Source organism: Microbacterium sp. S308A+ (assembly GCF_049800815.1).
Classification (GTDB): domain Bacteria; phylum Actinomycetota; class Actinomycetes; order Actinomycetales; family Microbacteriaceae; genus Microbacterium.
Map to the genome: position 1 here is coordinate 682,444 of NZ_JBNAFT010000001.1, position 13,127 is coordinate 695,570.

Genomic DNA, 13,127 nt, shown 5'->3' on the forward strand with positions numbered 1-13,127 from the left:
CGCCCCGATTTCGTGTCGCGAGCATCCCCTGGTAACGTTGTTCCTCGGCCGGGGGCACACCGGCCACGCACCTCTAGCTCAATCGGCAGAGCAACTGACTCTTAATCAGTGGGTTCAGGGTTCAAGTCCCTGGGGGTGCACCAGCTAAGACGAAAAGGCGCCTGATCAGGACGAGTTCCCTGCCGGGCTTTCTCTTCTCCGTATCCACCTTGTCAGGATTCATCGTCTGTTCTCCCTCGACGTGTGGCGAACGCCAGAGGAGAGGAATGCGGCGCGGTCAGGTGGGCTTTCGCGACAGGCGATCTGGCCGGTGTCCGCGCGGTGGGAAGGTGACTGACGGTGCGCCCTGCGTCACCGGATCACGATCCATTCCCCGGGCGAGGAGCGCAGGTGGGCAAAGGACAGAACCGCGCCGGGACCGTCACCCGTATCGCCGCGCTGGAAGGCGTGCGCGGTACGGCGGCAGCGGTCGTCGTGCTGCACCACGCGTTGTTGACCGTCCCTGTCCTTGCGCTGCCCTACTTCGACGCCGCACGGTCGCGGGACACCGCAGGGTGGCTCGAGGGCCTGATCATCCATTCGCCGCTGCACATCCTCTGGGAGGGCACCTCCGCGGTCTTCGTCTTCTTCGTGCTCAGCGGCTATGTGCTCTTCCTCTCCATCCGAGAGCCCGCAGGTTTCGACTGGGGGGCCTACTACCCGAGCCGCCTCATCCGGCTCTATCTCCCTACTCTCGCCGCTCTCGCCCTCGCCGCCCTGCTGGTGTCCCTCACCGGTCGCGCAGACGGAGGCCAGATGGCCAGCCTCTGGGTCCAGAACCGACCGGATGCGGTGAGCGCGAACGTGCTCCTCCGGGATGCGACCCTGCTGTTCGGCGCCGGGGGCACCGCTTCTCCCCTGTGGTCCCTGCAGTGGGAGATATGGTTCTCCCTGCTCCTGCCCCTGTTCGTCTTCCTCGCGAATCCCCGCGCGAGACAGCAATGGCTCTGGGTCGGCGGCACCGCGCTTCTCGCCGTGTTCATGCTCCTCACCGTCAACGGCAGCCGGTTCATGCTCCTGTTCCTGCTCGGCGCCCTCCTCGCCAGCAATCAGGATCGTCTCGCAAAGGCCGCGGCGTGGGCGAACGCCCGCGCGCGCCGCGCGGTCCCCCTCTGGGGAGCGGCGATCGCGTTCGTGGTCCTCTTCATCCCCGCGTCATGGACCCTCCCTTTCTTCCTCACCATGCAGAACGAGAGCGTCCGCCGTGCCGCCGAGATCGGCGCGGCATCCGCCGCCGCCACGGTCCTCCTCACGCTGGCCCTGTACTGCCCGCCCGTGCGCGCCCTCTTCGAGCGTCGCGCCCTCCGATGGCTCGGGACGATCTCCTTCAGTCTCTACCTGGTCCACGAGCCGATCATCGTCGGCATCGCCAAGATCGCCGGCGACGGCTCCTCCTGGTGGTCCATCCCAGGGGGGATCGCCGTCTCCCTCCTCGTCGCGATCGCCTTCCATCGATGGATCGAGGCGCCCTCGACGTCGCTCGCCCGACGCATCCGCTCGAGGATCAAGGCCCATCGGGCCACGCGGTCTCCGGATCACCGCCCGTCCCAGGCCTGACGGGTCTCGGGCAGAGCCGCAGAGGAGTGGCCCGGCCGGCCCGGGCGGAGGAATGTCCCCCCGGACGGTCGGGTTTCTCCCCGGAATCCCGTCCTGGGAGACGCACCGACGCGAAGTCCGGGTCAATAGGAGGACGAAGCCCTCGCTCAGGGTTCCCCATCCCCCATGGAAGGTCCTCTCGTCGTGGAGAAGAACACATCCCCCACCCCCGCCAGCGACCCCGAACCCGGAAACGGACGCATCGTCGGTCGTCGGACCATCGTGAAGGGCGTCGCCTGGTCGGTCCCTGTGATCGCCTCGGCCGTCGCCGTCCCCACCGCCGTCGCCTCCCCCGGCTGCGTGGGCGGCCCCATCTCTCTGACCAGCTATGAGCAGAGCACCACGGTCGCCATCCCGGCCTGCGCGAGCACCGTCACCTTCGAGATCGCCGGCGGCGGAGGCGGCGCATGCCTGGCCAGCCCGAACCCGCAGGCCACCGGCGGCTCGTCGTTCGTGCACAGCGGCGTCCTCGTCGGAGTCGCCGGCCAGACCCTCACCCTCACGGTCGGCAACGGCGGCGTCACAGGGACCATCCTCGGAACTGCGAATCCCGGCGCGCCCGGCGGCGCGGGCGGTCGCGGCTACAGCAACGGCGGACCCGGCGGACCCGGCCTCTCCAGCACGGTGGCGGCCGCGGGCGGCGGTGGAGGCGGAGGCTCATCGGCCATCCTTCTCGGCACGACCCCCGTCATCGTCGCCGCAGGAGGCGGAGGCGCCGGGAGCTCGTGGAGCCCCTCGCCGCTGGTGGTCGGGACCGGCGGCTTCGCCGGAGGCGCTGGGTCCGCATCGATCGCCGGAACCGTCGTCGCACGAGGCGGCGAGGCCGGCACGGCCTCGGCCGGAGGCGCCGGCGGAACCGGCAATCAAGGCACCGGCCCGTCGGGGTCCTCCACGGCGAACGGCGGCCACGGCGCATGGGGTCTGGGATCGGGCGGCACCCACACCGTCGGCTCCGGCGGAGGCGGAGGCGGATACACCGGCGGTGGTGCCGGTGGCATCTCCGCCGCCCCGGACGGCCGCGGGAGCTCAGGCGGAGGCGGAGGCGGATACAGCTACGTCAACGGCACCCACATCCCCGGTGGCGTCAGCACCAGCCTTGCGAACAACCAGGCGATCCCGAGCAGCCCGCTCGACGTGCGCGCCGCGGGGAACGGCTGGATCAAGATCAGCTGGACCTGATGCGGGCCGGGCGCCGGAGGGCTGCCGCCGGTCTCCGGTTCAGGCGCCCCTTCGCTCCCGGCTGCATTCAGATCTCAAACGGTGAGAGCTCGGCGGCCAGCCGCTCCGAAACGTGCGCATGGAGGAGGGTGCCGTTCTCCTCGTGCTCCGCCGACAGGAGCAGCCCTGTCTCGTGCACGGCCGACACGAGATCGCCACGGTCGTAGGGCACGAGTGCGCGGATCTCGACAGCGGGCCTGGGCAGGGCGTCGTCGATCGCCGCACGGAGCCCCGCGATCCCCTCGCCCGTTCGCGAGGAGACGAAGTGCGCCCCGGGGACGAGCCCGCGAAGCACGAGTCGTTCACCCTCGCCGAGAAGATCGGCCTTGTTGAACACCACGAGCTCCGGGACGTCGCGTGCCCCGACGTCGCCCATCACGTCGCGAACGGTCTGAAGCTGCCCTGCGGGATCGGGATGCGCGCCATCGACGACGTGCACGACGACGTCGGCGTCGCCGACCTCCTCGAGCGTCGAGCGGAACGCCTCGACCAGCTGATGCGGCAGGTTGCGGACGAACCCGACGGTGTCGGTGAGCGTGTACACACGCCCGTCCGCGGTCTCCGACCGGCGCACGGTGGCGTCGAGCGTGGCGAACAGCGCGTTCTCGACCAGCACCCCCGCGCTCGTGAGAGCGTTGAGAAGGCTGGACTTCCCGGCGTTGGTATAGCCGGCGATCGCGACGGATGGGACCGTGTTGCGTCGTCGCTCCGCGCGTTTGGCCTCGCGCGCCGGAGCGAAGTCGCGGATCTGCCGGCGCAGCATGGCCATCCGCGTGCGGATGCGACGGCGATCCAGCTCGATCTTCGTCTCTCCGGGCCCTCGAGAGCCCATGCCCGCCCCTCCGGCGCCGACCTGTCCTCCCGCCTGGCGGCTCATCGACTCACCCCACCCGCGAAGGCGCGGGAGCAGATACTCGAGCTGAGCAAGCTCGACCTGGGCCTTGCCCTCGCGGCTCTTGGCATGCTGGCTGAAGATGTCGAGGATCACCGTCGTTCGGTCGATGACCTTGACCTTCACGACGTCCTCGAGCGCCCGGCGCTGGCTCGGAGCCAGCTCCGTGTCGGCGATCACGGTGTCGGCTCCGACGGCAGCGACGATCTCCTTGAGCTCCTGCGCCTTGCCCCGACCAAGATAGGTGGCCGGATCCGGATGCGGTCTGCGCTGTAGGACACCGTCCCGCACGACGGCGCCCGCCGTCTCAGCGAGAGCGGCGAGCTCGCGCAGGGAGTTCTCGGCGTCGTCCTGAGCGCCCTGAGGGTACACGCCGACGAGCACGACGTTCTCCAGCCGGAGCTGGCGGTACTCGACCTCGGTGACGTCCTCGAGCTCGGTGGACAGGCCCGCGACCCGACGGAGCGCGTGGCGTTCCTCGAGATCCCACTGCTCGCCGTCGGCCGCCGTGTGCGCCGCGGTCGACTGATCCTGCAGCGCCTGTGCCGTCCCGAAGACGCGCACCTCGCTTCTCCGCTCGCCGGCCGCGAGGATCCGCTCGACCGCGTCATCGTGATCGTCATGTGTTGTGGACTGCGTCATCCGCGCCTTTCTGCTGCTGTACAGCACCTTAACTTTAGCGGGGCCGCTCCGCTACGCTCGCACTATGGGGTCCGACCACTATTTCACCGCGGCCCCCGCAAGCCCTGAGAGCCTCCGGCGGATCCGGGTCCTCCTTGCGGGCCGAGAGCTCGAGCTCACCACCGCCGCCGGCGTCTTCAGCCCAGATCATCTGGATGTCGGCACCTCTGTGCTGCTCACGAACACGCCCCCTCCGCCACCGGGAGGGCATCTGCTCGACCTCGGCTGCGGCTGGGGGCCGATCGCGCTCTCCCTCGCCCTCCGGTCACCTCACGCCACGGTCTGGGCGGTCGATGTGAACGAACGCGCCCTCGACCTCGTCCGCCGGAACGCGAAGGAGATCGGCCTCGACAACGTCAACGCCGTCAGACCCGAGGATGTTCCCCAAGACGTCGTCTTCCGGACGATCCGCTCTAACCCTCCGATCAGGGTGGGAAAGAACGAGCTCCACGGACTCCTCGAGCGCTGGATCCCTCGGCTCGACGAGCGGAGTGACGGCTGGTTCGTCGTCAGCAGGAACCTCGGCGCCGACTCACTCCAGCGATGGCTGGCGGCGACCTTCGCGGACGGCTATAGCGTCTACCGCACCGCGACCGGCCGCGGCTTCCGCACCCTGAAGGTGCGTCGCCACGGAACCCCGCCGACCGAGGCGATCGAGACCGTCTGACCTCCGGCGAGGATCGCCGAGCCGTCAGGCAAGCTCGATCTCGCCGTGAAAGACAAGCTGGGCGGGGCCGGACAGGGCGACGTGCTCGCCGTCCTCGGCGGGGAACATGCGCACACCGAGTGTCCCTCCCGGGACCTCCACCCGCCAGTTGTTCGGGGCGGCGGGGCCGGCCCAGTAGCGCACCGCCAGAGCGGTCGCGGCGGCACCGGTCCCGCAGCTCAGCGTCTCGCCCACGCCCCGCTCGAACACGCGCATGCGCACCTGGCCGATGCCGTCGTGCACGAGCGGGTCCGACGGGACCACGAACTCCACGTTGGCACCCTCCTCATGCGCCGGCGCGAGCTCCGGGGCATGAGACAGGTCGAGCCCGTCGAGCTCGTCGTCGGAGGCGAGGGCGACGACCACGTGCGGGTTGCCCACGTCGACTCCCAGCCCAGGACGCGGCACGCCGAGACCGGTGGCCCGTGCCAGCGGCTCACCGCCAGCGAGGCCCCAGCGGCCGAGGTCCACCTGATACCCGTCGCCGCCGCGCATGACGTCTCGCACGCCGGCACGGGTGGCGATCGGCAGAGTCCCACCCGGCTCGATCGTCGCCAGGCCGCTGCGGATCAGATAGTGGGTGAAGACGCGGATGCCGTTTCCGCACATCTCCGCGACGGAGCCGTCGGCGTTGCGATAGTCCATGAACCACTCCGCGGCCGGCTCCTCGTCGAGGGAGGCGGCTCCCTCGGGAACGGCCGAGGACCGCACAACACGGAGCAGACCGTCTCCTCCGATGCCGAATCGTCGATCGCACAGGGCGGCGACTCGCTCGGCCGAGAGCTCCAGGACGCCCTCCGGGTCGGCGATGATGACGAAGTCGTTTCCTGTGCCGTGTCCCTTGGCGAATGCGACCATGCCCTCAGTCTAGGCGGGACGCCGCTCACGGCGGATCCGCCCGAGGCAGAACAGGTCGTCGTGCTCGCCCGTCGGCGCGCAGTCTGGATGCATGACCGAAGACATGGCCCGCAACCTCTTCGACAGTGAGACGCGTCGAATGCTCTACGCCCGCAGAGTGCTCGTGCTCGACGGCGCCCTGGATGACGACAACGGCGTGTTGCTCATGACGCAGCTGCTGGCGCTCGCCGCCGAGGACCCGCAGGCGGACATCACCCTGTGGATCCACTCTCCCGGCGGCTCGGTGCCGGCCATGCTCGCGATCCGCGACCTCATGCGGACCATCCCGTGCGACGTCGTCACGATCGCGTTCGGCCTCGCCTGCAGCGCCGGGCAGTTCCTCCTCTCCGCCGGCACCCCCGGCAAACGACGTGCTCTCCCGCACAGCCGGATCCTGCTCCATCAGGGGTCCGCGGGCATCGGCGGCACCGCGGTCGACGTGGAGCTGCAGGCCGCCGATCTCCGACAGACCCGCGACACCGTCCTCGCCCTCATCGCCCAGGACACCGGTCAGCCGCTCGACCGCGTGTTCGAGGACTCCCTGCACGACCGGTGGTTCAGTGCCGAGGCGGCGCAGGCCTACGGGTTCATCGACGAGATCACCACTGACTTCCCGTCGATCATGCCGCGCCCCGCCCGTCGACCGGTCGGACTCGCCCCCACGAACGAAGGAGCCTGAGATGGCACAGGTCCTCATCCCGAACGTCGTCGCCGAGACACCGCGCGGTGACCGTGTGATGGACGTCTACTCGCACCTGCTCGCTGAGCGGGTCGTCTACCTCGGCACCCCGCTGGACGCCGACGTCGCCAACGCCCTGGTCGCCCAGCTGCTGTACCTCGATGCCAGGGGCAGCGATCGGGACATCCAGTTCTACATCAATTGCGAGGGCGGAGATCCGAGCGCCATGCTCGCCGTCTACGACACGATGAGATTCGTCCGCTCGGACATCGCGACCTTCTGCGTTGGCCAGGCCGTGGCCGTCGGCGCGGTGCTGCTCGCCGCCGGCGCTCCGGGCAAGCGAGCCGCGCTGCCGCACGCGCGAGTGATCCTCCATCAGCCGGCAGCCCAGGGCCGGGGGGCGATCCCCGACCTGATCCTGCAGGCGGACGAGGTCGTACGAGTGCGGGGGGACCTGGAGCAGATCCTCGTGGACCACACCGGTCAGACCCCGGAACGGCTCCGTGCCGACACCGACCGCGACCTCGTCCTCACTGCAGAGGAGGCTCGCGAGTACGGTCTGATCGACGAGGTCGTCGCTGAACGCACCAGACCCGGCCTCTGATCCATCTGCCCGCCAGGCCAAGGATCCGGCGAACGGCCAGGCGGCGAGAGCGAAAGCGGTCAGGCGGCGAGAGCGAAAGCGGCGCGGGTCCGCATCGACGTCGAGACGGTGGACGAGGGCGATGCGACCCGCTCGCCCACTCCCCTGGTCAGGTCGAGAAGGGTCAGACCGAGCGCGCCCGCGACCGCGGCGAGCATCTCGCTCGACGGCTCTTTGAGCCCGCGCTCCATCTCCGACAGATACTGGGGCGAGACGCCGGCGCGGCGGGCCGTCTCGGCGAGGGTCTCGCCCCGATCCGCACGCTCCTCACGGAGCAGCTCGCCGACGACCTCCCGCCACAGGGGCTCCGGTCCAGAGCGGCCGGGAGACGCGAATCGGGAGGAGGTCTCGGCGAGGTCGGTCATGGCCACATGCTAGATGCGGAGGGACGGCCGGGACGAGCCGATCCGCTCACAGCAGAAAGCCGGACACGCTCCGCGGGTTGATCGTCACGCCGCCGTCGATCCATTCGACGGCGGCATAGCGGCGGAACCAGGAGACCTGGCGCCGGGCGTAACGCCGGGTGAGCGCCTGGGTCCGGGCAATCGCCTCTGCCTCAGTGACATCGCCGTTCAGCTGAGCGAGCGCCTGTGCGTAGCCGATCGCGCGACGAGCCGTCGCCCCCTGTTCGAGGCCCGCGTCACGCAGGCGGCTCACCTCGTCGACGAGCCCGTCCGACCACATGCGCTCCACCCGCCGGTCGAGGCGCTCGACCAGCGCCGCTCTGTCGACATCGACACCGAGGACACGGGTGTTCTCCTGCCAGGGCTCCGGAGCCTCAGGCAGCGCGGCTCCGTGCGTGCTCCCGCCCTGCTCGAGCACCTCGAGCGCGCGGACGATCCGGCGCCCGTTGCGCGGATCGACCCGTGCCGCCGTCCGCGGATCGATCTGTTCCAGACGGGTGAACAGCGATTCCGCGCCCACCGTGTCGAGCTCTGCCTCGAGACGTGCACGAATGCCGGCGTCGCGCGGCGGGAACCGGAAGTCGAAGAGCACGCTGGAGACGTACAGGCCCGACCCTCCGACGAGGATCGCGTCGGCTCCTCGGCTCTGGATCGCGGAGATCGCCGCCCTGGCCTCGGGCTGATACCAGGCGACCGCGGCCTCGTCGGTGACGTCGCAGACGTCGAGAAGGTGGTGCGGCACCCCGCAGCGCTCCGCGACGGGCAGCTTGGCCGTGCCGATGTTCATGCCGCGATAAAGCTGCATGGCGTCGGCGTTGACGATCTCCGCGTTCCGTCCCCGCTCCGCGAGCGCAGAGGCCAACGCGAGCGACAGGTCGCTCTTGCCCGTGCCCGTGGCCCCGACGATCGCCCACAGACGCGGCGCGTCCGCGGGTCGAGATCGGCCCACAGGCAGGTTCACCGTCCGAGCCGCGTCAGACGCCGGTGCGGAGCGTCGGCAGCCCGAGCGAGACGGACCGCGGGCCCTCTCCGGCGAGCGGGGTCGGCACACCGCACGACTCCGCCTGCGCCCGATCCCAGGCATCGCCGCCACGCGTCCGGCGAATGCGGAGAGGGGAACCGTCCGGCGCATCGGCAAGCAGGTGGAACGGCGCCGCATGCGTGACCAGGGCCGTCACGACGTCTCCCGGCCGCGGAAGGTCGGAGCCCGCCGGGACCTCGAAATGCACGAGGCGGTTGTCCTCCGCCCGGCCCGTGAGACGATGCGTCTCCGCGTCCTTCTTGCCCTCGCCCACCGATACGAGCACCTGCAGCTCACGTCCGAGCTGCTTCTGGTTCTCCTCTAGCGAGATGCGTTCCTGCAGGGCGATCAGGCGGTCGTAGCGAGCCTGCACGACCTCTTTGGGCACCTGATCGGGCATGACCGCCGCCGGGGTGCCTTCGCGGATCGAGTACTGGAAGGTGAACGCGCTGGCGAACCGCGCCTGCTCGACCACCCGCATCGTCTCCTCGAAGTCCTCTTCGGTCTCGCCGGGGAATCCCACGATGATGTCGGTGGAGATCGCCGCGTGGGGGATGCGAGCGCGCACCCGCTCCAGGATGCCGAGGAACCGCTCACTGCGATATGAGCGGCGCATGGCACGGAGGACCCGATCGCTCCCCGATTGCAGCGGCATGTGCAGCTGAGGCATCACCGCCGGAGTCTCAGCCATGGCGTCGATCACATCGTCGGTGAAGGCGGCGGGATGCGGGCTGGTGAAACGGATCCGCTCAAGCCCGTCGACCTCTCCCGCGGCGCGGAGGAGCTTGCCGAACGCCTGCCGATCCCCGAACTCCACTCCGTAGGAGTTCACGTTCTGCCCGAGAAGAGTGATCTCGATCGCCCCGTCGTCGACGAGAAGACGGATCTCGTTCAGGATGTCGCCAGGGCGTCGATCCTTCTCCTTGCCCCGGAGGCTGGGGACGATGCAGAAGGTGCAGGTGTTGTTGCAGCCGACCGAGATCGACACCCATCCGCTGTGCGCGGAGTCCCGTCGTGTCGGGAGCGTGGACGGGAAGACCTCCAACGACTCGAGGATCTCGACCTCGGCCTCGCCGTTGTGCCGCGCACGCTCCAGGAGACCGGGCAGCGAGCCCATGTTGTGCGTGCCGAAGACCACGTCCACCCAGGGCGCCTTGTCCAGGACCGCCTGTTTGTCCATCTGAGCGAGGCACCCGCCCACGGCGATCTGCATGCCGTCCCGCTTGTCCTTGCGGGACTTGAGGTGTCCCAGCGTCCCATAGAGCTTGCCCGCCGCGTTGTCGCGCACGGCGCAGGTGTTGATGATGACGACGTCCGCCTCGTCGCCCTCGCCCGCACGCACATACCCGGCGCTCTCCAACGATCCGGAGAGCCGCTCGGAGTCGTGGACGTTCATCTGGCACCCGAAGGTGCGCACCTCGTAGGTGCGCTGACGCCCGGCGGCATCCCGTGCCGCTGAGGAGGGCGCGATAATCGTCGGTTCACTGGCAGGACTGGTCATGATGTCAGCCATTCTACGTCGCGTTCCCGCGGATACTCCTCGCCTGCGGGCCTTCGCCGTCAGTCCTCGTCCGCGTCCTCGAAGCGGACCCGAGAACGGGCGTCCTGCACGCCACCGGTCCCGCCGAGGCCGATCCGTCCGCCGCCACGTCGCGCCTCCCGCATGGCGATCCGCGCCGCCTCCATGGCCACCCTGCCGGCATAGCCTCGACGGGCGAGCTGGCCGACGAGCCTCCGGAGAGCCGTGTCCTCGTCGAAACGGACGAGGGACGGAGCCTTCGTCCGAGCGAAATCAAGCGCGCGCTCGGCGTCGTCATCAGCCAGAGAGGAGAGCGCCGCCTCAGCGACGTCGCGGGGCACGCCCCGTTGCGCCAGCGTCCGCCCGATCGCGACCCGCCCCTGGCCTTTGCGCTCTGACCCCGCGGTGACCAGATACTCGGCCAGCGCCTGGTCGTTGAGATAGCCCCGTCCCTCGAACTCGACGATCACCTCGTCGATCCGCTCCCGCGAGACGCCCTGGCCACGCAGGAGGTCACGCGCCTCGACCGAGGAGAGCTGCTTTGCCCGCAGCCGCCGCACGAGGAGCTCCCGCGCGTCAGGATGAGACGACCGGTCTTGCTCATGAGACGCGTGGTCACGATCGGAAGGAACCCGCGATTCAGCGGGGCTCGTATGTCTCCCGATCGCTCGAAGACGGGCACGATGTGCGGGATGATCAGGCCCCGGGCCTCGGTCGTTCTCGGGATCAGCGCTCTGCGCCACGGCGTCGTGAAACGCGTCTTGACGTGAACCGCCGCGGCCGAAGAGAGGGATCACGGGGGCGAGCTCCTCCGGCTGCTCGCCCCCGTTCTCGATGCCCATCAGGCCGGACGACGCTGCGCGAGCTCGTCGCCCAGGGCCTCGGCCGGCGCCGCCGCGCCGCCCACACCCAGCTTCTGCTTGATCTGCGTCTCGATCGCGCCGGCGACGTCCGGGTTGTTGATCAGGAAGTTTCGGGCGTTCTCCTTGCCTTGGCCGAGCTGATCGCCGTCGTAGGTGTACCACGCGCCGGACTTCTTCACGATGCCGTGGTCCACACCGAAGTCGATCAGGCTGCCCTCGCGGGAGATGCCCGTGCCGTACAGGATGTCGAACTCGGCCTGCTTGAACGGCGGGGCCATCTTGTTCTTGACGACCTTGACCCTGGTCCGGTTGCCGACGGCCTCGGCACCGTCCTTCAGCGTCTCGATCCGACGGATGTCGAGCCGTACGGAGGCGTAGAACTTCAGCGCCTTGCCGCCGGCAGTGGTCTCGGGTGACCCGAAGAAGACGCCGATCTTCTCACGCAGCTGGTTGATGAAGATCGCGGTCGTCTTGGTCTGGTTGAGACCGCCGGTCAGCTTGCGGAGCGCCTGGGACATCAGCCGGGCCTGAAGCCCCACGTGCGAGTCACCCATCTCGCCCTCGATCTCGGCACGCGGCACGAGGGCCGCGACCGAGTCGATCACCACGAGGTCGATCGCCCCCGAGCGGATCAGCATGTCGGCGATCTCGAGAGCCTGCTCGCCGGTGTCAGGCTGGGACACGAGCAGCTGGTCGATGTCGACGCCGAGCTTCTTCGCATAGTCGGGGTCGAGCGCATGCTCGGCGTCGACGAAGGCAGCGATGCCGCCCGCCCGCTGCACGTTGGCGATCGCGTGCAGAGTCAGCGTGGTCTTACCAGAAGACTCCGGACCATAGATCTCGATGATGCGTCCTCGCGGCAGGCCGCCCACGCCGAGCGCGACGTCGAGCGCGATGGAGCCGGTGGGGATGACCTCGACAGGAGCGCGCTCGTCGCTGCCCAGGCGCATGACCGAGCCCTTTCCGAACTGCTTGTCGATCTGCGCGAGAGCCGATTCCAGGGCCCTTTCACGGTCTGCGGGAGATGGCATGGCGTGCTCCTTCGTGCTCGTTTCCTGCCGCCTGTAGGCTGTCGCGACGTTCCCGGCTGGGCCCGCTCTCCGACAAGGCGTATGACACCTCGGTCATGTCGACCACGGTATGAGAGGCCTCCGACATCCGGAGAAGACCTTGCAGGATCCGTGAACGACCACCCGTGGACGTCATCTGTGCAGGAGCCTACGCTCGCCATCGAACGGATTTTCGATGACACGCCGATGCGTCCGGACCTCCGTTCGAACACGCCGAACCCGCTCAGCGTCGGCGCGGCTCCAATCGGCCAGCGCCATAGCGCCGATCGGCAGGCACGTCCGTCTCCTCGCACAGCGCGAGCCAGATCTCGCGGGGAGGGACCCCCGCCGACAACGCCTCAGAAGAGGTCCGCCCGCCCAGTGCGCTCAGCACGAGGTCATCGACCAGAGAGGACGCCCGTGCGCCGAACTCGGCTTCGACGGCACGAAGGAACTCGCTACGGCGCATCCGATCAGCGGAGCGTGAGCTCGGGCTCGACCTCGGCGACCAGCTCGTCCGGCACGACATCCGGGAAGACCTGGATGCCCTCAAGCACCGAGATCCGGTCGCCGACCTCGCGCATGATCGTCGAGATGGGGACGTCGAGCGCGTCCGCGACGGACGCGAGGATCTCGCTGGACGCCTCTTTCTGCCCGCGCTCGACCTCACTGAGATAACCGAGGGCAACCGAGGCCTTGCTCGCCACCTGGCGCAGCGTGCGACCCTTCTGCAGGCGGAAGTCCCGCAGCACGTCGCCGATCTCCTGTCGTACAAGGATCATCGGAACCCCCTCTCCTCATCGTCCGGCCGGACGCTTCTGCCCGATCGGATGGTCAGTCTAACCCGACCCGCTGGCATCGAATCTAGTTTTTCATCCTGTGCTTTGAATGTGAGCACACTGGACTCAACTTCGGAGCGG

General features: G+C 69.1%; 14 protein-coding genes and 1 tRNA gene. 6 read left to right on the forward strand and 9 right to left on the reverse strand.

What is annotated here, in order from left to right; genetic code table 11:
- Positions 1–67 precede the first annotated feature (67 nt).
- From ACP15J_RS03225 to ACP15J_RS03235, 3 genes are all read left to right on the forward strand, one after another.
- Positions 68–143 (forward strand) — tRNA-Lys (locus ACP15J_RS03225).
- A gap of 247 nt (positions 144–390) precedes the next feature.
- The gene (locus tag ACP15J_RS03230; RefSeq protein ID WP_424935491.1) at positions 391–1,596 is read left to right on the forward strand and encodes an acyltransferase family protein; all 1,206 of its coding nucleotides are present in this window, start codon (positions 391–393) and stop codon (positions 1,594–1,596) included.
- Between the two features lie 165 nt (positions 1,597–1,761).
- Positions 1,762–2,814 carry a hypothetical protein gene (locus tag ACP15J_RS03235; RefSeq protein WP_424935490.1) on the forward strand — a complete coding sequence of 351 codons (1,053 nt, stop codon included), beginning with the start codon at positions 1,762–1,764 and terminating at the stop codon, positions 2,812–2,814.
- 67 nt (positions 2,815–2,881) lie between these two features.
- On the opposite strand, the gene hflX is transcribed toward ACP15J_RS03235, so the two are convergent.
- Positions 2,882–4,387, reverse strand: coding sequence for a GTPase HflX (hflX, locus tag ACP15J_RS03240; RefSeq protein WP_424935489.1), 1,506 nt, complete (start codon positions 4,385–4,387; stop codon positions 2,882–2,884).
- A 64-nt stretch (positions 4,388–4,451) separates the two neighbouring features.
- On the opposite strand from hflX, the gene ACP15J_RS03245 reads away from it, so the two are divergent.
- Positions 4,452–5,093 (forward strand): class I SAM-dependent methyltransferase, encoded by a 642-nt coding sequence (locus tag ACP15J_RS03245; RefSeq protein ID WP_424935488.1) that lies wholly within the window; start codon positions 4,452–4,454, stop codon positions 5,091–5,093.
- 24 nt (positions 5,094–5,117) lie between these two features.
- Here ACP15J_RS03245 and dapF read toward each other — a convergent pair whose 3' ends face one another.
- Positions 5,118–5,990, reverse strand: coding sequence for a diaminopimelate epimerase (gene dapF, locus ACP15J_RS03250; RefSeq protein ID WP_424935487.1), 873 nt, complete (start codon positions 5,988–5,990; stop codon positions 5,118–5,120).
- Positions 5,991–6,081: 91 nt separating this feature from the next.
- Here dapF and ACP15J_RS03255 point away from each other — a divergent pair, with 91 nt between their 5' ends.
- Together ACP15J_RS03255 and ACP15J_RS03260 are read left to right on the forward strand one after the other, a co-directional pair.
- Entirely contained in the window at positions 6,082–6,708 is a 627-nt protein-coding gene (locus ACP15J_RS03255) for a ClpP family protease (RefSeq protein WP_424935486.1), read from the forward strand.
- A 1-nt stretch (position 6,709) separates the two neighbouring features.
- On the forward strand, positions 6,710–7,312 hold the full coding sequence (locus tag ACP15J_RS03260; RefSeq protein ID WP_424935485.1) for a ClpP family protease: 603 nt from the start codon (positions 6,710–6,712) through the stop codon (positions 7,310–7,312).
- 59 nt (positions 7,313–7,371) lie between these two features.
- On the opposite strand, the gene ACP15J_RS03265 is transcribed toward ACP15J_RS03260, so the two are convergent.
- The 7 genes from ACP15J_RS03265 to ACP15J_RS03295 all read right to left on the reverse strand — a co-directional run bounded on the left by ACP15J_RS03265 (position 7,372) and on the right by ACP15J_RS03295 (position 12,989).
- Complete coding sequence (locus tag ACP15J_RS03265; RefSeq protein WP_424935484.1) at positions 7,372–7,716, reverse strand: helix-turn-helix domain-containing protein; 345 nt, start codon at positions 7,714–7,716, stop codon at positions 7,372–7,374.
- Between the two features lie 46 nt (positions 7,717–7,762).
- Entirely contained in the window at positions 7,763–8,710 is a 948-nt protein-coding gene (gene miaA / locus ACP15J_RS03270) for a tRNA (adenosine(37)-N6)-dimethylallyltransferase MiaA (RefSeq protein ID WP_424980874.1), read from the reverse strand.
- 19 nt (positions 8,711–8,729) lie between these two features.
- Positions 8,730–10,277, reverse strand: coding sequence for a tRNA (N6-isopentenyl adenosine(37)-C2)-methylthiotransferase MiaB (miaB, locus tag ACP15J_RS03275; RefSeq protein ID WP_424935482.1), 1,548 nt, complete (start codon positions 10,275–10,277; stop codon positions 8,730–8,732).
- Positions 10,278–10,336: 59 nt separating this feature from the next.
- Positions 10,337–10,855: a regulatory protein RecX gene (locus tag ACP15J_RS03280; protein WP_424935481.1), complete on the reverse strand. Its 519-nt coding sequence runs from the start codon at positions 10,853–10,855 to the stop codon at positions 10,337–10,339.
- Between the two features lie 281 nt (positions 10,856–11,136).
- Complete coding sequence (gene recA / locus ACP15J_RS03285) at positions 11,137–12,189, reverse strand: recombinase RecA (RefSeq protein ID WP_424935480.1); 1,053 nt, start codon at positions 12,187–12,189, stop codon at positions 11,137–11,139.
- Between the two features lie 262 nt (positions 12,190–12,451).
- A complete protein-coding gene (locus tag ACP15J_RS03290; RefSeq protein WP_197220367.1) occupies positions 12,452–12,676 on the reverse strand; it encodes a DUF3046 domain-containing protein in 225 nt (74 codons plus the stop codon).
- A gap of 4 nt (positions 12,677–12,680) precedes the next feature.
- On the reverse strand, positions 12,681–12,989 hold the full coding sequence (locus ACP15J_RS03295; RefSeq protein ID WP_197220368.1) for a helix-turn-helix domain-containing protein: 309 nt from the start codon (positions 12,987–12,989) through the stop codon (positions 12,681–12,683).
- Positions 12,990–13,127: the final 138 nt, after the last annotated feature.